Annotated in this window: 15 protein-coding genes; 2 read left to right on the top strand and 13 right to left on the bottom strand. The window is 26.8% G+C overall.

All coding sequences use genetic code 11. The features are described 5' to 3' along the window. Positions 1–18: 18 nt before the first annotated feature. The 3 genes from ACKU3H_RS07400 to ACKU3H_RS07390 form a co-directional block, all read right to left on the bottom strand. The gene (locus tag ACKU3H_RS07400) at positions 19–1,698 is read right to left on the bottom strand and encodes a hypothetical protein (protein WP_320036336.1); all 1,680 of its coding nucleotides are present in this window, start codon (positions 1,696–1,698) and stop codon (positions 19–21) included. Continuing rightward, complete coding sequence (locus ACKU3H_RS07395) at positions 1,695–3,422, bottom strand: hypothetical protein (protein ID WP_320036335.1); 1,728 nt, start codon at positions 3,420–3,422, stop codon at positions 1,695–1,697. The genes ACKU3H_RS07400 and ACKU3H_RS07395 overlap by 4 nt, the downstream gene beginning before the upstream one ends. Before the next feature lie 116 nt (positions 3,423–3,538). Beyond that, positions 3,539–4,297, bottom strand: a complete 759-nt coding sequence (locus ACKU3H_RS07390; RefSeq protein ID WP_320036334.1) for a hypothetical protein — start codon at positions 4,295–4,297, stop codon at positions 3,539–3,541. 267 nt (positions 4,298–4,564) lie between these two features. On the opposite strand from ACKU3H_RS07390, the gene ACKU3H_RS07385 reads away from it, so the two are divergent. Next, positions 4,565–7,654, top strand: a complete 3,090-nt coding sequence (locus tag ACKU3H_RS07385) for an efflux RND transporter permease subunit (protein ID WP_320036333.1) — start codon at positions 4,565–4,567, stop codon at positions 7,652–7,654. Here the strand turns inward: ACKU3H_RS07385 and ACKU3H_RS07380 are convergent. The 3 genes from ACKU3H_RS07380 to ACKU3H_RS07370 form a co-directional block, all read right to left on the bottom strand. Beyond that, positions 7,651–8,493 carry a methylated-DNA--[protein]-cysteine S-methyltransferase gene (locus tag ACKU3H_RS07380; RefSeq protein WP_320036332.1) on the bottom strand — a complete coding sequence of 281 codons (843 nt, stop codon included), beginning with the start codon at positions 8,491–8,493 and terminating at the stop codon, positions 7,651–7,653. The genes ACKU3H_RS07385 and ACKU3H_RS07380 overlap by 4 nt on opposite strands. Before the next feature lie 68 nt (positions 8,494–8,561). Further along, positions 8,562–9,824, bottom strand: coding sequence for a serine hydroxymethyltransferase (locus ACKU3H_RS07375; RefSeq protein WP_320033345.1), 1,263 nt, complete (start codon positions 9,822–9,824; stop codon positions 8,562–8,564). Positions 9,825–9,900: 76 nt separating this feature from the next. Beyond that, a complete protein-coding gene (locus tag ACKU3H_RS07370; RefSeq protein WP_320036331.1) occupies positions 9,901–10,665 on the bottom strand; it encodes a hypothetical protein in 765 nt (254 codons plus the stop codon). A gap of 133 nt (positions 10,666–10,798) precedes the next feature. Here ACKU3H_RS07370 and metA point away from each other — a divergent pair, with 133 nt between their 5' ends. After that, positions 10,799–11,707: a homoserine O-succinyltransferase gene (gene metA, locus ACKU3H_RS07365; protein ID WP_320036330.1), complete on the top strand. Its 909-nt coding sequence runs from the start codon at positions 10,799–10,801 to the stop codon at positions 11,705–11,707. A 38-nt stretch (positions 11,708–11,745) separates the two neighbouring features. On the opposite strand, the gene ACKU3H_RS07360 is transcribed toward metA, so the two are convergent. From ACKU3H_RS07360 to ACKU3H_RS07330, 7 genes are all read right to left on the bottom strand, one after another. After that, entirely contained in the window at positions 11,746–14,361 is a 2,616-nt protein-coding gene (locus ACKU3H_RS07360) for a valine--tRNA ligase (protein WP_320036329.1), read from the bottom strand. Between the two features lie 179 nt (positions 14,362–14,540). Next, complete coding sequence (locus tag ACKU3H_RS07355; protein WP_320036328.1) at positions 14,541–16,241, bottom strand: flotillin domain-containing protein; 1,701 nt, start codon at positions 16,239–16,241, stop codon at positions 14,541–14,543. A gap of 9 nt (positions 16,242–16,250) precedes the next feature. After that, positions 16,251–16,910: a YqiJ family protein gene (locus ACKU3H_RS07350; protein ID WP_320036327.1), complete on the bottom strand. Its 660-nt coding sequence runs from the start codon at positions 16,908–16,910 to the stop codon at positions 16,251–16,253. Next, the gene (locus ACKU3H_RS07345; RefSeq protein ID WP_320036326.1) at positions 16,907–17,542 is read right to left on the bottom strand and encodes a PspA/IM30 family protein; all 636 of its coding nucleotides are present in this window, start codon (positions 17,540–17,542) and stop codon (positions 16,907–16,909) included. The genes ACKU3H_RS07350 and ACKU3H_RS07345 overlap by 4 nt, the downstream gene beginning before the upstream one ends. Positions 17,543–17,681: 139 nt before the next feature. Continuing rightward, positions 17,682–19,727, bottom strand: coding sequence for an ATP-dependent helicase (locus tag ACKU3H_RS07340; protein WP_320036325.1), 2,046 nt, complete (start codon positions 19,725–19,727; stop codon positions 17,682–17,684). Between the two features lie 444 nt (positions 19,728–20,171). Next, on the bottom strand, positions 20,172–21,224 hold the full coding sequence (locus tag ACKU3H_RS07335) for a hypothetical protein (RefSeq protein WP_320036324.1): 1,053 nt from the start codon (positions 21,222–21,224) through the stop codon (positions 20,172–20,174). Beyond that, on the bottom strand, positions 21,217–23,691 hold the full coding sequence (locus ACKU3H_RS07330) for a hypothetical protein (RefSeq protein WP_320036323.1): 2,475 nt from the start codon (positions 23,689–23,691) through the stop codon (positions 21,217–21,219). The genes ACKU3H_RS07335 and ACKU3H_RS07330 overlap by 8 nt, the downstream gene beginning before the upstream one ends. Between the last annotated feature and the right edge of the window lie 64 nt (positions 23,692–23,755).

Genomic DNA, 23,755 nt, shown 5'->3' with positions numbered 1-23,755 from the left:
ATAAATTTCTATAATTATTTATATGTTAAATTTAATATTCCAAAACTGAGGAAACATAGGCATCCTAAAATGTCTACATGAAATTAAAATTAAAGGAGTCATACTATGTTTTACACATAGTAAGTCTTGAATATTTATGTAACTTTCACTATCTTTCACTTGTTCCATTAAATTAGAGTATTCTTTTATTTTTTCTGGAATTTTTATAGGTGCTTCAGCATAGCCACATTCAAAACCAGCATTTTGGGAAAACATAAATTTTTCAACATTTTCATCTGGATACCAGATTTGTAATGTAGCTTCTTTAAACATATTTTCTGAAATATGTTTAATACTTTTATAATTTTCTATTAAACCTAATTTTACACACCATTGAGCTAAAATAGGAATAAGTGTTGATGTTTTTATATAATCATTTTTATCAAACCCACCTCTTAAGTTAATATCTACTAAATCATCAAAGTTGTCAGTATCAATTGGAAAGTATTTTCCATTGATATTAAATGCAAAATCTATATGTGTAATTAGTTCATCAATCCACTTGTCTACAAATTCTATCTCATTCCATTCATGTAATAGAAATAATGCCATTGATATATCAATTATATGTTCATCATATACAGGATTTAACAGTCCTTTATGATTTTCAATAAACTCCTTTAATAATAGGGCTATAAAAGCAGAATACTTTGTATATTCTCCATTGTTATTTATTATAGCTGTAAATTGAAATAGATTTCCTAATAGGGCTAGTATTCCAAGTTGTTCAAATAAGATTAAACTCTCTTGTATGAAATTATTACCATAAAAAGACATTCCATTTTTCACTTTGATTAAAGGTTGTAGTTTCTCACAATATTTTGAAATAATTTCAAGATTTTTGTAATAAATTTTACCAATAATTTCAGTTAATTTTTTGTTTTCTGTAAGTCCATTTTTTGAAAGAAATTCCCATACATTTAATATAGTTCTTTCAGATGCAAGTAATGCATGTTTTAAATTATCTTCTGACTCAGACCATCTATAAATAATATTTAGTGACAAATATATTAATCTAAGAGTTTTTAGTTGATTTTTTTCTGATTGTTTTTCAAGTTCAGTATTGTTAATAATTTCATTAAGATATAAATAGTAATCTCTTAAATCGTAATCTGTATCATTTAGCAAAGCAAGAGTTTTCCTAAATTTATTTCTTAGTTCTTTAGGTATTAAATGTTCATTAAATAAATTTTCTTCAATAAGTATTGAAAGTTCATCTCCACCCCAAAAAGTAAATTCAATCTCATTTTCTTTACTATTCCTTTTAGTATATCCACTCCAGTTTTGTTGAACATTTTGATTTAAGTCCCCTCCTGTTGCCACAACAATTTTTTTCGGTAAAGATATGTATTTTTTTTCTAGATGTGTTGGAATATATACATCTAATATTTCATCTAAAGAAGGTCTAACTGCTTGATTTGAACCTCCATCCCATCCATTCCTAGATAAGTTTCCCTCTTTTATAGTAAAAAGGAATACTTTTTCTATTCCATCAGTATCTTTTCCAATTGATGCTACATCAACACCGTATTGTCTTGTACCTATTTGAGCTTTGCTTATTGTTTTATGATTCATAGATAATAAAAGTTCTGGTATTAGTTCATCAAGTTCTTTAGACTCTTTTAATAATGATAAATATTCTTTTATGATTAACTTCATTTAGATTCCTTTTTAGCTATTCTGAAATGGTATTTTTCTATAGATTTATGTATTGGATGGGCTCTTTCCGATGTTGGAATAGACATTGATGTTGATATCCTATGCATTTGTGTGGGTTTAGTATAGTTATTATCATGATTAGAAAAGCTTCCTTTCCCATATTTAATTAATATTTTTGTTGCTAATTGAGAGAATATACTTTTTTCTTGAGCTTTTTCCATCGCTTTTTTCATTGAATCATTGTTGGCTTTATGAATCTCTCTTGACTCTATTGTTGAAGGTTGTAATTCTTTTAACTTTTTAAGTTTCTTTCTTGAATCATTTATTGCTTCTAAATGTTTAATAACTGTACTAGTAATACTTCTCATATTTTTATCAAGTTTAGTACTTGTTATACTTTTAAAATATTTTAAAGTTTCATAAGGATAATCATCTCCTATATAATTAATAAAAACTTCATTAATTAGATTAATTGTATCTTTATTTGTATCTTCCTTATTTAAAATTGATAAAACTAATGATTTCTGTTCTTCAAATTGATATAGGTATCCTAATATTTTTCTACAAATGAATAATAAGTCTTCATGTAAAAGTGTATCTAATATATCTTTATCTAACTCAACTTGAGAAGAAATAAAGTGATGTAAAATTAAATGCTGGTTTATATTTTCACTATTTAATATATTAGTAACAAACTTATTTAAAAGAGTAGGATATTTTTGAGTTATTTCATTAATAAAGAAATCTAATTTTTCATCTGGAAAATTTGATGAAATATCACTATTATCTAACCATAAAATGAAGAATTGTTGAATTAATTCAATTGAGTTAGTTTCCTCTAAAATATGATTCAACGTAAATGCTATATTTTGAATTGTTCCTAATTCTTTTGAATTTGTACTTTTTAATGAATATAGACATTCTTTATACCAGTCTTCGTTAATATATTCATTTTTATTAAACATTAGTATTTGTGAAATATGATATCTTGTATTGTCATTTTTAAATTTACTGCTTCTTACTAATATATTTTTAAAAGTTGAATAACTGTTTTTTAAATTGTTACTTGCATATATTATAAGGTAATTAAAATCAAGACTTTTTATTTTTAGTATATTTTCAAATAATAGATATACTTCTTCTGATTCTTGTTCATTTATATTTATTTTATCAATAGCATCAATTGCACTTTTTGTCTTTATTGTATTCTCTGTATTAGTTAAGAAATTTTTTACATTATTATATTGATTTATATTATGAGTATTATGTAATGAAATTATTGTAGTAGAGATATGAAAAGTAATATATTCTTTATCAATTAAATAAAGTAAGTCTAAAAAGCTTTTTGTAAAATCTTTATTATTATCGCAAATTATTTTTGTTATATTATATTGACTTCCTCCAGCTAAATCACCTTGCATTTGATTATATAATAGTTCATACAAGGATAATATACTAGATGTATTTAATATAGATAAATGAGCAATTTTTTCTAATATATGAGTTAATAAGAAGATGTCCTGTCCCTCATTTATTGCAGATACCGCTATTTCAAAATAGTCAATATCAAGTTTTTCTTTAAGTTGGTTACAAAGAGTTATCAATTCATTATCATTTCTTATTTCTATAAGTGAACTATAGAATTCTTTGGGATATTGAAGTTTATTTATTAACAAATTTAGTTTTTTAGTCATTTTTTTATTTTTAGAAAAGGATTCATTCATATTTTCCCTTGATTATAATTTATAGAAATTTTTAATAATATTCAAAACTACATAATCTTATATAACTTTTTAAATACATCAATATAGATTCTTATATAAAAATCATTTTATGTAACCTAATATTTCTGAACAATTAAGTCCCTTAAAACTTCAGAATAATCTAATATATTTTTCTTAGTTTTATTTTGAGCTTTACTATTTATTGTCTTTTGAGAACCATTATATTCTTTTGGCATTAGAGTTTTTATAGTGAAATTAAAAGCTATTTTTCCCATTCTATTTTTACCTATTTCCATTACTATAGGAAAAAATAAATCATCAATAATAATATAATCTTCTAGACTAGAAAATACTTTTTCTTCTGTTTTATTATGAGATAAAATTTTTATTTTTTCTTCTAACATATTAAAACATCTCAATACAAATTGTTTTATCATTGAAGATAGATACCATTTAATTTTTTCTGCAGAATTTAATTGTGTCATATCACATCTTTCAAGTAATCTAAACAAAGAATGATATGAAAACTGTATAAATATTGATTTAAAAACAACTCCCTGTATTAAATCTACATATATATCAAAGCCTATATACTTGTATTCATTTTCATTAAATAAATTATCATTTTTAGTATTGTTTTTACTAAGAACAGTTACATCTGCAGCCACAAATTCCCAACTTTGTGATTCTATTTTTTTTTGTTCAAGAATAATAAAACTTTTCAAACTCTTTATACTATTTAATAGTCTTCTTACTTTAATTTTTCGTTTTGAATTAGAACCAACTTTAAAATAATTGTATTTTTCTTTTCCTTTAAAATTTTCAATGATTTTATCTATTTTCTCTTTCTTATTTAAATTTTCAAACAATTCCAAAAAACACCCTTTTCAATAAATAAGTGTCTATATTATCAATATTAGACTTAATACTATTTATAATACAAACTATAAAACTGTGTCATTTTTGTGCTAAAATTTAATATAATAATTGAAATATTTTTACAATTAGATTTTTTAATGATTATAGAAAGTGCGATTTTAAGGTATGTTAAAGATATAATTAATATATTAAAAAATATCTCGGCATTAAACTACTATTAATAATCCTTGATTATAATTTTGTTCTAAATATAAAGGAATTTGATGTTTGAAAGATTTTTAAGATTCTTTGTTGAAAACTCAAGGATGAATTACACTCTTTTTGTTTTAGTTTTTGCTGTTGGAATTTGGTCTTATAATAATACTCCAAAAGAGATTTTCCCAAGTTTTGAACTTGATATGATTTCAATAAGAGGTTCATATAGTGGAGCTTCTGTTGATATTTTAGATAGAATGGCTGTATCAGAAATAGAAGATAACATAAAAAATATTGAAAGTATTGATATAATCACTACAGTTATAAGCCCAGGAAGTTTTTCAATTATTTTAGAATTAAAAAAAGGGTTTAACAAATATAACGAAGCAGATAAAATAAAAGATGCTGTAACTTTAGTAAAAACAAACCTTCCCTCCGACATGGATGAACCTACAGTAAACGTAATAGAACGTTCAAGGTCTCTTATAGATATTACCCTTACTTCTGATAAATATTCAACAGATGAATTAAAACCTTTTGCTGATAGATTGGAAAGCCAATTATTAGGTGTAGAAGGTGTTAAAAAGATTACTATTTATGGGGATTCAGATAAATTTTATGAAATTCTTTTAGATGATAAAAAAATCAAAGCAATGAATCTAAATAAGAGCACTGTTTTTGATGCTATTTCAACTTTATCATATATTTTTCCAATTGGTAAAATAGAAGGTGAAAAGCACTATTATATCTCAACCTTCAACGGTGCAAAAACAGCAGAATCATTTTCAAATATTTTATTAAAAATAGGAGATAGTAATATTTATTTAAAGGATATAGCTTATATCTCTAAAAAATATGAAGACTCTTCTACACTTTATTCATTTAATGGTAAAAATGCAATCTCTTTAGCTTTAGAGCAAAGTGAAACAGCAGATGCAATAAAAATAGTACAAGATATCAAAAAACTTTTACCCCAAATAAATAAATCTAACCCCGATGTAAAAATAAGTATAGCAGATGACAATAGTGAAAAAATTTTAGATAGATTAAACATAGTTGTATCAAATATTATTCTTGGAGTTATACTAATCACAATACTTGTAATGCTTCTAATAAATTTTAGAATGTCATTTATTATTGCAATAGGAATCCCTACTTCTTTTGTAATAGCTGCACTTTATATGTATCTTTCAGGATATACAATAAATATGATCTCACTTGTGGGTGTTTTAATAGCAATTGGTATTGTTGTTGATGATGCAATTGTTGTTAGTGAAAATATACAACAACATATTGAAGAGGGGTATGAACCCAAAGAGGCTGCAATTATGGGTGCAAAAGAGATGGTTAAACCTGTAACTGTTGCATCTATTACTACTCTTTTCTCTTTTTTACCTATTTTAATGATCAGTGGGACTATGGGTGAAGTTATGAAGCTTATTCCTATTGCAGTTTCTGCATTAGTTATTGCGTCACTAATTGAATCTTTTGTTTTTTTACCTATACATGCAGCCCATACTCTTAAAAGTGGAGCTAAGGTAACTTCATGGGATAAAGCAAATAATGTATATAATTCAATTATCCATTTTTTTATGAATTGGAAAAAAACTTTTCTATTAATATTTGTTATAGTTGTCCCAATAAGTACAGTTTTAGCCATAAAATCTTCAAAATTTCAGATGTTTCCAAAATTTGATGCATCAGATGTAAAAATCTCAATAAAAGCAGATGAAAATACTAAACTAGAAGATGCCTTTAAAATTGTTCAAGCAATAGAAAATGATATTATGAAAAATAAAGACAAATTCTTTGTTAGAAGTATAGACTCAGTGGCTGGTTTTAGAAGAGATACAGGAAATAATACTGAAAACTATCCTTATGTTATGTATATGACAGTTGAACTACAAAAAACAAAAGATGTTAACTTTTTAGATAAATATGTTACTCCTTATCTTAGTTTGTATTATGATGATGAGGGAAGAGTAAGAACCAAAAAATCAACACAAATATCTAGTGAACTTAGTCAATTTTTAAAAGATAATGACTACAAAACTAAATACAACCTAAATGAAATAGTTGTTTTAGAAAGGAAAGTTGGACCTATTAAAGCAGATATAAAAATTGGTCTTGTGTCAAATGATAATGAAAAAATCATTAACTCAATCAATACTTTACAAAATGAACTTAAGGGAATGAAAGGTATAAAATCTTTATCAAATTCACTTAAATTTGGTGTGGATGAAGTAAAATTAAAAGTAAATGCTTATGGGGAACAATTAGGTTTAGATGAGGCTACTATTGGTTCATTTTTATCAAATATGTATTTATCAAAGAAAAAAGCTGTATCTTTTGATGATACAGATATGCTTGATATAAAAATAGAAAGTATAAATAAAGATGATTATGAAAACTTTAAAAATATGGAAATACCACTTAGTGATGGAACTTTTGTAGCTTTAAATCAAGTAGTGGATTTCAATATTATAAAAGGGTTTGAACAACTTATAAAAGATGATGCCGAAAGAAACTTCTATATCTTTGCAAATGTAAATCCAGAAATAATAACAGCAAATGAAGTGATTGAAAAGATACAACCAACTCTAGATAAAATAAAAGAAAATGGTGTAAAACTAATCTTTAAAGGGGAAGCTGAAAAACAAAAAAGTCTTAGAAATGATATGCTACTAGCTTCAGGACTTACTATTATATTAATTATGCTTTCTATGTTATATTTATTTAACTCGTTTAGGGAAACTTTTATTTTGATGAGTGTTATTCCATTTTCACTTCTAGGTGTTTTATTAGGGCATAAGCTTATGGGACTAAATCTATCTATGCCATCAATTATTGGAGCATTGGGACTTGCCGGAGTTGTTATTAATGATGGAATTATTATGATGACATATTTGAAAAAAGCAAAAACTTTACATGATGTATTTTATAGGGCAACAAAAAGATTTAGACCAATTATTCTTACAACAGTTACAACTTTGATTGGTATGAGTTCACTAATTTTCTTCCCAACAGGTCAAGCTGTTATTTTCCAACCTATTGCTATTGGTCTAGGATTTGGTCTTTTGTGGGGAACTATTTTAAATCTTATCTATCTGCCAGTAATATATTCTATTTCGCACAGACTCAAAGGGGATAAACCTTAAGAGTCTTTGCTCTTCATTGCTTCATAGGCAACTAAGATTTTCTTTCTTTCTATTCCCCATCTATAACCACTCATAGCACCAGATTTTGCCAACACTCTATGACAAGGAATTAAAAATCCTATGTGATTTGAGCCAATTGCACTTGCAACTGCTCTGGCTGCTTTAGGTTTGTTTATACTATTTGCAATATCTTGGTAACTAGCTATTGTTCCACTTGGGATATTTAGTAAAGCTTTCCAAATATTTATTTGAAAATTCGTCCCTTTTACATAAAGATCAAACTTCTCTTTTTTTACAAAAATTTTATCAAGATACTCTTTTGCTTTTTCATCATCATTTATTAGATTTGCTTTTGCCCAAATCTCTTTAAATCTTTTAAATATTGTTTCTTTATTGTCATCTATAAAGCCTAAATAACTTACACCTCTTTTTGTAAAACCAATTAAAGCTTCCCCAAAAGGTGTAGAACCATATCCATAGGTGATATCTACATTTTTTCCTAGTTCTTTATACTCTTTTGGTGTTACTCCAATAATATTTACAAATAAATCATGAAGTCTGCTTGTACTTGATAATCCAATATCTAATGAGCTGTCTAATATTGATTTTGATTCTTTTAAATGTTCTTTTGCGTAGTTTAGTGTAACTGATTGTAGAAATTGTATTGGAGTTACTCCCACATACTCTTTGAATACTCTTATAAGATGATATTTACTCATTCCAATATATTCTGAGATTTCATCTATTGTAGGTTGCTCTTTAAAGTTTTCGTCGATATATCTTATTACTTTTTCAATTTTTTTATAGTTTTCATTTTCTAAAGATAAGCTATCTTTCATATACCTTCCAAATTATAAGCTAAAGTTAGTATATATTATACCACTTTAGCTTACATATTTGCTAGTAATTAGTAAGTAGATTTGCTGTAAATTACAAAATCCCTAGCTAACTCTTTAAGTTCTTGTTTAATCTTAGCTTGTAAGTCTGTGTTGTTGATATCATCTAATACATCACAAATTTTATTTGCTATAAACGTAAACTCTTCCTCTTTCATTCCTCTTGCAGTTAATGCTGGTGAACCAATTCTAATCCCTGAAGTAACAAATGGGCTTCTTGTTTCACCTGGTACTGTATTTTTATTTACAGTAATACCTGCATTTCCTAAAGCTGCATCTGCATCTTTTCCTGAGAATTCTTTATTTAAAAAAGATACTAACACTAAGTGATTATCTGTTCCATCAGATACTATATCATATCCTCTTGACATCATAACTTCACCAAGTACTTTTGCGTTTGCTTTTACTTGTTTTGCGTAATCTTTCCAAGCTGGATCTAATATCTCTTTAAATGCTACTGCTTTTGCTGCCATTACATGTACAAGTGGTCCACCTTGTGTTCCTGGGAAAATTGCAGAGTTTATTTTTTTAGATATCTCTTCATCATTACACATTATCATACCACCTCTTGGACCTCTTAGAGTCTTATGAGTTGTAGTTGTTACTACATCTGCGTAAGGAAATGGGCTTGGGTGTTCACCAGCAGCTACTAGACCAGCAATATGAGCGATATCTGCAAAAAGGTAAGCACCAACTGCATCTGCTATTTCTCTAAATTTAGCAAAGTCAATCTCTCTTGCATAAGCAGATGCTCCGCAAACGATTATTTTTGGTTGTACTATTTGAGCTATTTCCATAACTTTATCATAGTTTATTCTTCCATCTAATTCTACACCATAGTAGAATGCTTGGTAGTTTTTACCAGAAAATGATGGTTTAGAACCATGAGTTAAATGTCCACCATGAGAAAGATCCATACCAAGGATTTTATCACCTGCTTTAATTAATGCTGCGTATACTGCACCATTTGCTTGTGATCCTGAGTGTGGTTGTACATTTGCGTAATTACATCCAAAGATTTCGCATGCTCTATCTATTGCTAGTTGTTCTGCTTTATCTGCAAATTCACATCCACCGTAGTATCTTTTATATGGGTAACCTTCTGCGTATTTATTTGTAAATACTGATCCCATTGTTTCCATTACAGCTGGTGATGTGAAGTTCTCACTTGCTATCATCTCTAGGTGATCTGTTTGTCTTTGTAGTTCTGCTTCTACTATATCAAATATCTCTTTATCTGCCTCTTCTAGTCTTCTTTCGTTTATAAAGCTCATTTTGTAAACTCCCAAAAATTAAATTTTTGAAAGTATAACCAAAGAAAAAAAATCAGACAATCCAGATATTGCGAAATTATAAAAATATGAAAAATTTAACTGCTGAAACACCTAAATCAATTGGTTCTTCACCTAGTGCAATAAGTGAATTTTCTACTGCATCAATCATTTGAGTTAAAATAACTTCAAAAGAAAAATTAGAGTGTGAATATAATGATTCTTTATTTGATTTTATTGAATCAAGATTTTGTATATCTTCATAAGTAATATCTTTATTTAGATTTAATCTAGTTTCTAATTCAATTTGCCAATTATTCTGCCAAGTTAAAAATAGATATTTATTATTTTCATCCATATCTACTTTTATCTTCCATCTTAATATCTGTAAATTTTTATGTAGTTTTGATAGCTTTTCTTTATCATATTGTAGAGCTGTTACATTATGAATATCTTCAGTATCATAAGCATATGAAACCATATATCTTAAACCTAAAATAAGATAGTCATTTCTATTTAATAAAGGTGTTTTTGAAAAAGCTAACTCTAAATACTCTTTATAATCTTTTATAATTTTTCCTTGATATTTCAAAAGTAGTTTTTTATTAAAGTCATTTAATACTGAATATATTTTTTTCTCATTTTTTGTATTAAAGTTTTTTGGATTTCTTTTATCAAGTTTAGTTTTAAATTTTACAAGTAATTTTTGTATTCTTTCTTGGTCTTTTGTTATTAAGGAAGCGGCATTAGTTTGAAAAACACTTTTTACTTCACTTTGATTTGTAGCACAACCAGTAAAAAAGATACTTAGAATCAAACTAAAAATATATATCCAACTTCTCATCACTTACCTTTTACTAATCTATAGTTTATATTCCATTTTATCATATTGATACATAAATTTTATTTTTAAATCTGCTTCCCACAATTTTTTAATAGATACATGATATAATTCAAAAAATTTAAAAGAGAACAAAATGCCAATTGTTATACCCAAAAAATTACCTGCTGTTAAAATATTACAAAATGAAAATATTTTTGTTATGAATGACAAAAAAGCTATGAAGCAGGATATTAGACCACTTAAAATACTTATATTAAATTTGATGCCCAACAAAGTTGAAACAGAAACTCAACTACTAAGACTTTTAGGAAATACTCCTTTACAAACAGAAGTTACACTAATAAAAACTGCAACATATCAGTCAAAGAATACTTCAGAAGACCATCTTGAAAGTTTTTATAAAACCTTTGATGAAGTAAAAAACCATAATTTTGATGGACTTATTATCACAGGTGCCCCAATTGAAACTATGCCATTTGAAGAGGTTTCATATTGGGAAGAGTTAAAAGAGATTATGGAGTACTCAAAATCAAATATCACCTCAACTTTATATATTTGTTGGGGTTCACAAGCTGGATTATATCATCATTATGGAATACAAAAATATGAAAAAGATAAAAAGATATTTGGTGTATTTGAACACGATTTATTTAATAAAACAAACCCTCTTTTAAGAGGTTTTGATGATGAAGCATATATTCCCCACTCAAGATATACTACTGTTTTAAAAGAGGATATTGATAAGATTTCTGATTTAGAACTTTTATTATATTCTGAAGACTCAGGAGTTTGTTTAGTTGCATCAAAGGATAGAAGACATGTATTTATGAGTGGGCATGTTGAATATGACTTTAACTCTTTACAAAAGGAGTATTTTAGAGATGTTGAAAAAGGTATGGATATAGAGATTCCAAAAAACTATTTCAAAAACAATGACCCAAAACTAGAGCCAAAAGTTAAGTGGCGTTCAACTGCACATTTACTATTTGCAAACTGGTTAAACTATTTTGTTTATCAAGAAACACCATTTGAACTAAAATAAGAATTCAAATAAAAAGCCCCAAAAGATAGGGGCTTTTTTTAACTTAATGTTTTAAGTTCTGCTTCTACTTTCGCAAGTTTTTCTTCTGCTGAAGCTAATCCAGCTTTGTTTTCTTCAATAACATTTGCAGGTGCATTTGCTACAAATCTTTCATTTGATAACATTCCAGAAAGTTTTGAAATCTCTTTTTCTAATTTCTCTTTTTGTTTAGTAAGTTTATTAATAATTGGTGTCATATCAATTTCACCAGTTGGGATATAAACCTCTAAGTTATCACTTACATCTGTAATAGAGTTTTCTTGTTTAGTATCTACAAACTCAATATTTTCTACTTTTGCAAGTTTTTCAATAAATGGTTTTGCAACTTCAGTATCAATAGAAGAATCAAGTTTTACATAAGCTTTTGCAATTTTGCTATTACCCATATCAATAACAACTTTTGCTCTTCTAATAGCTGTAATTGCCTCTTCAATAATAGCAAACATATTTTCAATATTTTCATCTTTTTTGATATCTTTAGGGAAGTTCATAATCATAACTGAATCACCCTCTTCTAAAGATGTACCACTTAATTTGTGATATAAGAAATCAGAAATAAATGGCATAAATGGAGATATCATTTTTAATGTTTCTTTAAATACAGCCCCAAGTTCAGTAATAGAATCTTTTGAAGCTTTTGAATATTCAATACCCCAATCACAAAATTCAGTCCAAACAAATCTGTAAAGAATAGATGCAGCTTCATTGAATTTATATGTTTCTAAAGTCTCTCTAACTTCATTTACAGCAGTTGAAAGTCTACTTTGCATATAAAGACCAAGTGGAGTTTTAACCTCAATATCTTTTAAATCAGGGAAAACTTCAACATTCATACTTAAGAAGTTTGATGCATTGTAAAGTTTGTTTGTAAAGTTTCTAAATTGCTCTAAATTTTTAGCCCCAAGTTTGATATCTCTACCTTGAACTGCTAAGAATGCAAGCGTAAATCTAATAATATCAGCACTATGCTCATTTACCATATCAAGAGGGTCAATTACATTACCTTTTGATTTAGACATCTTTGCACCGTGTTCATCTCTTACTAATGCATGCATATAGATATCTTTAAATGGTAATTCACCCATGAAGTGTTCACCCAACATCATCATTCTAGCTACCCAGAAGAACATAATGTCAAATCCAGTGATAAGTAATGAGTTTGGATAAAATTGTTTTAAATCCTCTTCATTGAATGTATCTTCCATATTTCCATTATTTCCCCAACCAAGTGGTGAAAATGCCCAAAGACCTGAAGAGAACCAAGTATCTAAAACATCTGGGTCTTGAGTATATTTTTTAGAAGCACATTTTGGACAAGCTTCTGGTTCATCAGCTTTATCTGCCCACTGATGACCACAATCATCACAAGTAAATACAGGAATTCTATGTCCCCACCAAAGTTGTCTAGAGATACACCAATCTCTTAATTCATCCATCCATGCTCTATAAGAGTTTATCCAATGTGGTGGATGAAATTTAGATTCTCCTGCATAAGTTTTTTCAATAGAGTTTTTAGCAACTTCGCTTCTTACAAACCATTGTTTAGAGATATAAGGTTCAACAACATTTTTACATCTATAACAATGTCCAACTTGATGAATATGGTCTTCAATTTTTACAATGAATCCCTCTTCTCTTAGTTTATCAACAATTGGTTTTCTAGCTTCAAGTCTTTCAAGTCCTGCAAACTCTCCACAATAGTCGTTTAAAATACCTTGTTCATCAAAACATGTAATAAACTCTAAATCGTGTCTTTTTCCAACTTCGTAGTCATTTTGGTCATGAGCAGGAGTTACTTTTACAACACCTGTTCCAAAGTCCATATCAACATGTTCATCTGTAATGATTTTGATTTTTCTATCAGTAAGCGGTAAAACAACCTCTTTACCTACAATTGTAGTATATCTTTCATCATCAGGGTGAACCATAATAGCTGTATCCCCAAAATATGTTTCAGGTCTTGTTGTTGCAACTGTTACAAATCCAGAACCATCTGCAAAATGGTAATTCATGTGGTAAAATTTACCATTTACCTCTTCATGCTCAACTTCAATATCTGAAAGTGCACCATCATGTGTACACCAGTTAACCATATAATTATTTTGAACAATCATACCTTCATTGTAAAGATGAACAAAAGCCTCTTTTACAGCTTCTTTTAGTCCATCATCCATAGTAAATCTTTCCCTTGACCACGCAGGAGTAACACCTAATTTTCTCATTTGGTGAACAATATTTCCACCAGATTGCTCTTTTTGTTGCCATGCTCTTTCAAGGAATTTTTCTCTACCTAATTCCTCTTTTGTTGTACCTTCTGCTAATAATTGTTTTTCAACAATATTTTGTGTAGCAATACCTGCATGGTCAGTTCCTGGTTGCCATAAAGTTTTATACCCATCCATTCTTTTAAATCTAGTGATTATATCTTGAAGAGTAAATGTTAAAGCGTGCCCAATATGCAGACTTCCTGTAACATTTGGAGGAGGCATCATAATAGCAAAATTTTTATCTTGCTCTTGGATAGCTTTATTTCCATCTATCTCAAAATAACCTCTATCTTCCCAAATCTTATAATATTTATCTTCCACTTGTGATGGTTCATACTTATTACTCATTTATATTCCTATTAATTTTCTTAGTTTTAAAATATCCGCGATTATAGCGTAAAGTTAATTTATTTAACTTGACATATTTTATTTTATATTCAATAGCACGTTAAAACAATATAATAGGGAAAAAGAATGATACTAATTTAAATACACGTATAGAGTTTCTCTATACATGTATAATTGATTTATTTATTTAAATCTTTTGTAAAACTATTTAAATCTGCTCCATCTAAATTTAATTCTTTTAATAAAGAATCAACAATCGGAGATTGAGCTCTATATTTTAAAGCACTGTTTACAAGTTGATCAGGTAAAGAATCTGTCGAGGAATCAGAAACTTTTTGACCATCAGAATTCTGTGCTTGAGTTAAACCATCTACTTGAAGAATTTTAATACTATCAATTTGTTCCATTGGCTTAACACTTTGTGCAATTATCTCAGGTAACTGCTCTATAAGTTTAAGTTTTATTTGCATAGCTATTTGTTCTGCAGATAAAATATTTGAGGCATTATTTATTGATTCTTTTCCTTCTGCTTCAACTTTATACTCAACTGCTTGAGCTTCTGCTCTTAATTTTTGTGCTTCATTATCACTTTTTGCTGTAATTATAGCTTTATCTGCTAAACCACTTGCTAATATTCTTTGTGCTTCTGCTTGATCTTCTGCAGCTTGTTTCTCAGCTTGTGCACCAACTTTAATTGTAATAGCTTCTCTTTCTGCTTCTTGTGCAGCTTCAACCAATTCAATAGATTTTTTTCTTTCTGCTATTTCTGTTTCTCTTACTGTTTTTACTTTCTCTTCTGCTTTTACTGCTTCGGCTCTTGCTTCATCTGCCTGTGCTTTAGCAATTGATTGTGTTTTTGACTTCTCTGCAATTGCTATTTCTCTATCTTGATTTGATAACTCAATTGATTTACTCTTTTCAATATTTTTTTCTTCTATCAATTGTTCTTTTTGGATTTTTGCTTGTTCTACCTCTTTTTCAGAAGCTATTCTTTTTTGTTCAATCTCTTGATCTGCAAAGATTTTCGAGTTTTCTGCAACTTTTCTTTGTTCAGCTTCTTCTTTTGCAATCTCTGCAACTTGAGATGCTTTTCTTATTGCAACTTCCCTTTGTTGTTCTAAAATAGCATATTCCTCTTCTCTTTTAATATCAAGTGAAAGTTTTTTAGTATCCAAATCTTTCTTTTCTATCTCTACAGAAGTATCTCTTTCTATATCATTTCTAATTTTTCTTCTTGCCTCGATTTCTTGTGTTAATCTTGTAAGACCTTCAGCATCAAATGCATTATCTGGATTAAAATATTTTTTACTAGTTTGATCTAATCCTGTTAAAGATACTGATTCTAATTCTAATCCATTCTTAAGTAAATCTTCAGATACTACTTGTTGCACTTTTTGTACGAAATCTACTCTTTGTTCATGAAGTTCAACCATATGCATCTCTGCTGCTACAGCTCTTAAAGCATCAACAAATTTCCCTTCAATTAGCTCTTTTAATGAGGTGGGTTGAGTGGTTCTTAAACCTAATGTTTGAGCTGCAAAAGCAATAGATTCATTTATTGGTTTAACTCGTACATAAAATTCAGCTAATACATCTACTCTCATTCTATCTTTTGTAATCAAAGCTTGTTCGTTTGCTCTTTCTACAGCTAATCTTAATGTATTCATATTAACTGGTATTACTTCATGTAATACAGGTAAAACTATCGCTCCACCATTCATGATAACTTTTTCACCACCAAGACCAGTTCGTACAAAAGATATCTCTTTTGTTGCTCTTTTATATAATCTTGTAAAAATCAAACCTAATGTTATTAATGCAACTATAATTATAATTGGTATTAAAACTGCCATTGACGATAAATTTATTCCTATATCCATTTTATGCCTTTATTTTAATTTTTCTGGAATATCTTTTATTGCTAAAAAATTTTTATTATTTTGAGCGGAGATTAATACTTTATCTCCTTGTTCAAAAACTTCATTTTCATTTTCAGGTTCAATCATAAAATAATGTACTTGACCATATATATCTTTAACTTTTGCTTCTGCTGGTGATCCTTTTTTTGCTTTACCTAAAGTGATTATTGCAATATGACCTATTAAATCATTTCTAGATATGGAAGAGGTTTCATCTTTAGGTAGTAGTTTTGCAATAATTCCACCAAATACTCTAAGAGAGAAAATTGATAAAATAAAAGTAGGTATAAGCACTAAATACTGTAACCATAAAATACCAATTATGTTGTAAACTAGTAATTGTATAAATAAACCTATCAATCCAAAAGAAGTTAAAAATATTACTAATAGCATCAGAACTGGGACTTTTTTTAATCTTATCCAACCAAAAAACTTTGTTAAATTAAAATTAGTATCAGTTTCTAAATTAATATCTGTATCAAAATCAGGGATAAAAGAGTCAAGTATATCTGATAAGCCTGCTCCAATTATCACTAATATACCTTCAAATATTGCAATTAATAACATCAAAAAAATTGCACTTGAGAATATTACATTATCATGATTAAAGATAAACTCTGAAAAACTCATTTTTGTTCAGCTTTTAAACTTTGTAATCTTTCTTCAATTCTATTATCTCTAACAAGTTTGTCTAATTGGGCTAACTCTATATCATCTTTATCTAAATATTTAGATTCTACTTCAATATTATTAACTCTATCAAATGCTTCTTGTGCTTTTTGCATATTGTTACTAATACTTGAACTTTCTTGTTGTTCTTTATTTATTTTAATAAATTCTGCTAATTCATTTTGCATCTCTCTTTTTTTAGCATTTAATGCATCAATAAAGTCTTCATATTTTTTAATATTTAACTCTATTTGAGAAACAGTTTCTTCAAGAATTGGTATTTGAGTTTCTATATCCATTTGTCTAGATATTGCAGATTTTGCTAAATCATCCCTATTTTCTTTTATTGCAACTTTAATCTGCTCTTTCAAGTTATCATATTTATTCTTTTCATTATCAAGTTGAGATTTTGATTTTTTTAAATCAATTGTTTCTTTTCCCAAAGATACTTTTACCTCATCTATAGTTGAATCTATTTCTCTGATTGTTTCTTTCATAACAATTTCAGGAGAAATAGATTCAGCTTTATCAACCAAAGCATTAACGCTTCCCGAGATTAATCTACTTACTCTTGATACAATTCCTTCATTCATATTTAGCCTTTTTATAATTTTAAAACAATAAATATGCTTATTTATTATTTTGGTAGATAAAAGTATACTAGATTTAAAATAAATCTTTAATATTTAAAATTTATGAAATTGTTATTTTTCTAAAAAAATTAAAGAGGATTTAGTTTTCCTCTTCATTTCTGATTAGTCCTGCTTCTTTTAGAAAGGGAGAGTGAATAAAGTCTATTTTTTTAATCTTATCAAACTTTGCATAGCTTAGGTATAAAATATCTTTTGCTCTTGTAACAGCAACATAAAAAAGTCTTCTTTCCTCTTCAAGACTTCCACCTTTGCTCATTAGTTTTCTATTTGGAAACCTTCCATCCATAAGGTCTATTACAAAAACTTCTTTAAACTCCAAACCTTTACTGGCGTGAACTGAAAGTAAGTTAACGCCCTCACCTTCACTCATCTCTCCACCACCTAAAATCATAGAGTTAACAAACTTTGATAGGTCTTGGAAGTTTCTAGATAAATTTCTAAGAAGCATCCCTTTTCTATTTATTTTTGCTAATCCTTTTGCTTTTTGAGTTGGATTAATTTGTCCATCTTTTTGTGTTGCTCTTTTTGTGGCTAGAAAATCTTTTATTTTTGAATACATCATTGAACCAACAATATTAGAAACCATTGTTTCAGGATTTTTTACCCTTCTTAACTGTTTTACTAAAAGATAAAAATCGTAAATATATTTTGCACCATCAACGGATAATTTAGGATGCTTTAGTAAAGGATTACCTAAAAAACTATCTTCAAAACCACAATCTTTAAATTTAGATACTGAACCTAACTCTAAAAAATCATCAAATAGTCCAAGTTGAATATTCTTTACTTTATTTGTCTCAAAAGGATTATGTATATCTTCTCTTGGATGAAACAATCCTTTAAATAAATCTCCATCACCAAGTTTAATTAAAGCATCAAAAATATCTTTTGCAATTGCTTTTCCTATCCCTTTTCCATGTTCTAATACGTGAATAAAAGCCATCATGTCATTGTGAGATAATTGCATTACAAGCATATCAATTACAAATTTAACCTCAACAGAATCAAAAAAAGACATTCCACCTTTTCTTTTTGCTGGTATTCCATACTCTCTTAAATTTGCTTCAATACCATCTGCACTTGAGTTATTTCTAAAAATAATTGCTATATCACTGTGAGGAGTTCCACTCTTAGAGATTAAATCTGAGATATGATGATATTGTTGAAAAAGTTCAGTAAAGGCTAAAAGTTTAGGTGCAATATTTACATCATTACGCATTACTTGAAGCTGTTTTTCATATATTCTTTCATTGTGTTCTATAACTTTTGTTGCTAAATCAAGAATAGGTTTACTAGACCTATAGTTTTTTCTAAGTGTAAAAACCTCTGCATCTTTATATCTTTGTGAAAATGTTGAGATAATACCTATATCTGAGCCATTAAAAGCATAAATACTTTGGTCATAATCTCCTACACAAAAAAGTGACTTAGGCTTAAATCCATCTAGCAATCTTCCTTGTAAAGGATTTGTATCTTGATATTCATCAACAAGTATCTCTTTAAAAGCAAATTCATTTTCTTTTAAAGTCTTAAGCATAATTGTCAACAAGTCATCAAAATTTGCATATCCATATTTTATTTTTAATTCATTAAACTCTAAAACAACATCTTCATATATTGCTGTATAAAGTTCGTGGTCTGGGTTTTTATTTAATATCCATTTTTCAAAACTCTCACCATCATTTGAGTTTAGATATAAAGAGTACATATCATACAAATATCCACCATCATATGGGTTTGCATCATCACTTCTATCATAAAAAACTCTTTTTTCATATAATGATTTAAAAAGAGTTTTTAATTCATTTGGTTGTTTTAGTGTAATATTTATATTTAATTGTTTTAATAGTTTATAAGAAACAGAATGAAAAGTTCCAGCCATAATTTTTTGAGCTATCTCTTTCCCAAAGAATTTTGCAACCCTTTGAACCATCTCTGCTGCTGCTTTATTTGTAAAAGTTAATAATAATATCTCTTCAGGTTTAACACCATTATTAATAAGATTTGCAATACGTCCTACAATTGTAGAGGTTTTTCCAGTTCCAGCACTGGCAATAATAAGATTATATCCCGTAGGACAGGTAGCAGCACTTAGCTGGTCTTCATTTAGATTTGATAATGGCATTAGTGAATTATTCTCTTTGAAAGTTTTTCTGTTGGCGAATAGTAGCAATAAAGTACTTTAATTTGGGTAAAAAAAAAGGGCTCCTTTTTCAAGGAGTCCTTTTACACACAAGGAAACAAATTGGAAAATTTAAAAAATTCGCAGTTTTTTAAATTTCTGAAGGATTCGCATACCTTCTTAATCCATGTAAAAATTATAATGGATGAGAATTAATACTAAAGTAACAAAAAGTTAATCAATAGATAACAATGAGGTGTTTTTTAATATATTAATAAAAAGACAAATCCCTTAAAATCGTACTTTCTATAAACTTAATAAAAATTAACATATGAAAAATTCTATTTAATATTTTAAAAATTAGCACAAAATTAACACAGTTTTTTAATATTATATTTCATATAATTATAACACCCTAACATTTTATTGTTGATAAAACTAAATCTTTTAAATAAGTCCGTTTATTTGATTATATAAATCTTTAGTCATCTTAGATAAAGGATGTTTATTAAAATCTCTTTCATCGTAATAATTTCTAAATATTTTCTTATAATCACTCTCAGTTAATTTAAATTTTCCAAGAGACCTTTTATAGCTTTTTGGATATTTTAAAATATCATCAAATATTTCATTTATTTGTTTATTATGAACTTCATTATATAAAGATTCAAGATTTAAAATCTCTGAATTTTTACAACGAGGCTCTTTTGACATAAGCTTTACTTCTTTTACTTGATTAGACTTAAATTTAAAATCAAATCTAAAATCATTTTTCTTTATTTCATATGGACTAAGACAATTATATTTATAAGTATCAACATCACTTTTTATTTTATTGCAAAAGCTACAAGATGGTAAAAGATTTGAGATACTTAAAGATAAAAATGGATAAATTGATTTTGGATAAAAATGTTCTATATCAGGTGATTGATTTTTATTATCTCCACTTAAACTATGCTCTTTATAAATTGGATTTATAAAATTTCTATTGCAATATGGACAAACATTTATATCTTCAAATAAATCAAAAAAAGGTCTTTTAAAAGATGATTTAATATTACTCAAATTTTCACTATACAGTGTTTCGAACTTTTTTTGATATTTTTTAAAATCACTTGATTTTAACTTTTTATCCCCTTGATGTATCAATAACGAGTTTAAAGCAATTTTAGTTTTTAAATAGTTTTTTATAGTATTAATATCTGCAACTAAGATAAAATACAAGTCATTCTTCAAAGTTCGAAGTTCCTCTTTAAAATCATCTGATAGTTTACTTCTTAATAAATTAGTAATTTGCTTATCAATCAACTTTTTAAATTTAAATACTGAGATAGTATCAATATAAAGTTCTCTCTCAAAAACTGTTAACTCATTGTAGTTTTTAGTCGTTTTTTCTATCTCTTCTATTTTTTCTATTACTTTTTGTTTTAAGTCCAAAACTTCTTTTTTATCAGAATTACAAAAAACTCTTTTTTTAGCACTATTATCAACTTTAATCATTTTGATTTCCAAATAGTTTTGCTAATATCTTTTCTTGTTTATCTTGAGTATATTTATCTAATTCTTTTTTTATCTCTTCAAACCTCTCACTTTTCAAACTCTCAACAATCTCATCAATATCATCTTTAATCTCAAATAAAGACTTTATCTCATCTTCTAATTTATTTCTTAAAAGTGGCTCACCTATATTTTTTACAACTTTTAAAAGATTTTTGGATTCTTCTTCTGTAATTGTTTGCTTATCAATTCCATGAGACTCTATCCGTTCTATTATATAAGTTATTTTATCTTGTGCAAATTTACCCATAAAATCATCTACAAAAAAGCTATCTGCATAAATATCATAAATATTTGCACCAAAGGTACTTTTAGTAAAATCTTGTTTATCTTCTGAAAATTTTGCATTTTCTTCTTTTTTTAAAAACACAACCCTATCATTTGTAATATCAGATAATATCATTGGTGAATGTGTAGAATAAAGTATATAAAATTTATTTTCACTATATGTCTTTAAGAACTCTATTAAATCATATAAAAATTGTCTTTGCCACTCAAGATGAAGTTTTAAATCTGCTTCATCTAAAAGTATTAAAATATTTTCATCTTTATTTTCTTTAATTATTTGTTGAATTGCATCATTTATTCTTGCATTTATTACCTCTTTTGCTTTTTGTCCTGAGGAAATAGGAGGTTCAAAAGAAAAACTAAAAGGCTGAATTCCATCTTTTACAAATTTTTTATATTTTTGAAAGTTTAGTTCTGAGTTTGAGTCAATAGGAGAATTATCTTTATATTTTTGATTATATATAACCAGTAAATTATACTCTATAAACTTTTCTTTCTCATTCAAAATATTTAATAAATATTTTTTTTCTTCATCTTCAATAAAAGCACTTTTTAAAAGACTAACCAAACATACATATGAAGCTCTATTATAATCTGTTTTATCATAATTAGCCTTCTCAGTATTTTTTTCTTTTTCAACCTTTTTTATTATCAATAATTTTAATATATTATCATCAACATCTTCTAATTTATCTATAAGTATATTATAAAATGAAGAGTAATTATCTTCAACAATTTTTTTTATCTCATTTAGGGTTTTTTCTTTATTATCTTCTATCACTTTATTATCTTTTGAGAGTTGAATAGATTTATTTTTTTTGTCTAATAATAAGATATCTTCAAATTTTCCTTTTTTAAATAAATCAATTAAAATAAAACTATTATATCCCATCTCTTGTCTTAAATAATACAACTTATATATTTCAAATACATTTTTTATGTCATCTATTTTTTTATCTCGAGATTTAAGTCGTTCCAAACACATTTCAAATGCTTTTTCTATACCAAAATACATTAACATTCTCTTTGAATTATCTTCAAAATCCTTAGTTCGATATCGTCTATATTTAATCTTAAAAAGTTTTCTTACACTTTCTAATATAACTTTTATATTTTCTCTCTTTAAATCAAAATTTATTTTAGATAATTCATTAAAAAAATCATCATTAAATAATCTGTTCTCATTTTCAACAGCTCTTTTATTTATTTTTAAAAGTTCTTCATCTACATCAATTTTTCCAATTCTCAAATAGTTATAAATATTTTTTTTATAAACTTCTAAATACTCTTTAACAATTTTTTGGTTCTCTTTTATTTCCTCAATAAATATTTCTTTTTCTTCTAAATAATACTCAACAATATCATCCATAATAAACTTAGGTAACTTATCAAAAATCTTTTCTATTTTTTCATACTCTTTATTTTTATTTAAAAGTTCCATCACTTTTTGAAAAAGTAAAATATATGAATCTTTAATAAACTCTTTTGCATCTTTGAAAAATGTTTTTGATGGATTTATTGCATAATTATAATTAAATTTATACATTTTATGTAAATCACTTATTTCAAGTAATTCAATTTTTTTATCTAAAGAGTCTCCATCGATTTTAGAAAGTATTTCAACATCTGAAATATTAGAGTCATCTTTTAGATTTTTATTTATTTTTTCTACTATAGAACTATAATATATCGATTTGAATTTTCTTTCAGTCTCTATCTTTTTATTATCTATTCTTACAAAAAAGTCAGATTCCTCTTCATAAGGAATGTTAAACTCACCATATAATTTATGTCTTCTCAATTTTGTTAAATTATTATCTAAAATATAAAACTTATCTCTTTCTTCATATATACAAATTGAATAATCATTCTTTTCATCTCTTATAGAATTTAATAGTACACTTTTACCTGTGCCATTTTCACCAAGAAGTAAACCTATATCTATATTTTCTGAATAAAAATCATTTATAAAATCAATATTTTCTTTTTTTTTAAAATAAAATTGATTTTCAGAGGATTTTTCATTATCTAAAGTAAATTTATATTTTTTAGATAGATGTACAATGCTGTCTTTTTCAAAAGTTGCGAACTCTTTGTAAAAGTAAATAAAAAGTAATCTCATAATAGTTCTTTATACAAAATATTTTAAATTAATTATACATATATATAATTAATTTGATAATAAA

The organism is Halarcobacter sp., assembly GCF_963675975.1.
Taxonomy (GTDB): domain Bacteria; phylum Campylobacterota; class Campylobacteria; order Campylobacterales; family Arcobacteraceae; genus Halarcobacter.
Note: the sequence above shows the minus strand (reverse complement) of the source record. Positions and strands in the feature narration are given on the sequence as shown.

What these genes read in the sequence shown, in the direction of transcription:
- ACKU3H_RS07400 (WP_320036336.1), bottom strand. Translation starts at nt 1,698, where the DNA reads ATGAAGTTAATCATAAAAGAATATTTATCATTATTAAAAGAGTCTAAA.
- ACKU3H_RS07395 (WP_320036335.1), bottom strand. Translation starts at nt 3,422, where the DNA reads ATGAATGAATCCTTTTCTAAAAATAAAAAAATGACTAAAAAACTAAAT.
- ACKU3H_RS07385 (WP_320036333.1), top strand. Translation starts at nt 4,565, where the DNA reads ATGTTTGAAAGATTTTTAAGATTCTTTGTTGAAAACTCAAGGATGAAT.
- ACKU3H_RS07380 (WP_320036332.1), bottom strand. Translation starts at nt 8,493, where the DNA reads ATGAAAGATAGCTTATCTTTAGAAAATGAAAACTATAAAAAAATTGAA.
- ACKU3H_RS07375 (WP_320033345.1), bottom strand. Translation starts at nt 9,824, where the DNA reads ATGAGCTTTATAAACGAAAGAAGACTAGAAGAGGCAGATAAAGAGATA.
- ACKU3H_RS07370 (WP_320036331.1), bottom strand. Translation starts at nt 10,665, where the DNA reads ATGAGAAGTTGGATATATATTTTTAGTTTGATTCTAAGTATCTTTTTT.
- metA (WP_320036330.1), top strand. Translation starts at nt 10,799, where the DNA reads ATGCCAATTGTTATACCCAAAAAATTACCTGCTGTTAAAATATTACAA.
- ACKU3H_RS07360 (WP_320036329.1), bottom strand. Translation starts at nt 14,361, where the DNA reads ATGAGTAATAAGTATGAACCATCACAAGTGGAAGATAAATATTATAAG.
- ACKU3H_RS07355 (WP_320036328.1), bottom strand. Translation starts at nt 16,241, where the DNA reads ATGGATATAGGAATAAATTTATCGTCAATGGCAGTTTTAATACCAATT.
- ACKU3H_RS07350 (WP_320036327.1), bottom strand. Translation starts at nt 16,910, where the DNA reads ATGAGTTTTTCAGAGTTTATCTTTAATCATGATAATGTAATATTCTCA.
- ACKU3H_RS07345 (WP_320036326.1), bottom strand. Translation starts at nt 17,542, where the DNA reads ATGAATGAAGGAATTGTATCAAGAGTAAGTAGATTAATCTCGGGAAGC.
- ACKU3H_RS07340 (WP_320036325.1), bottom strand. Translation starts at nt 19,727, where the DNA reads ATGCCATTATCAAATCTAAATGAAGACCAGCTAAGTGCTGCTACCTGT.
- ACKU3H_RS07335 (WP_320036324.1), bottom strand. Translation starts at nt 21,224, where the DNA reads ATGATTAAAGTTGATAATAGTGCTAAAAAAAGAGTTTTTTGTAATTCT.
- ACKU3H_RS07330 (WP_320036323.1), bottom strand. Translation starts at nt 23,691, where the DNA reads ATGAGATTACTTTTTATTTACTTTTACAAAGAGTTCGCAACTTTTGAA.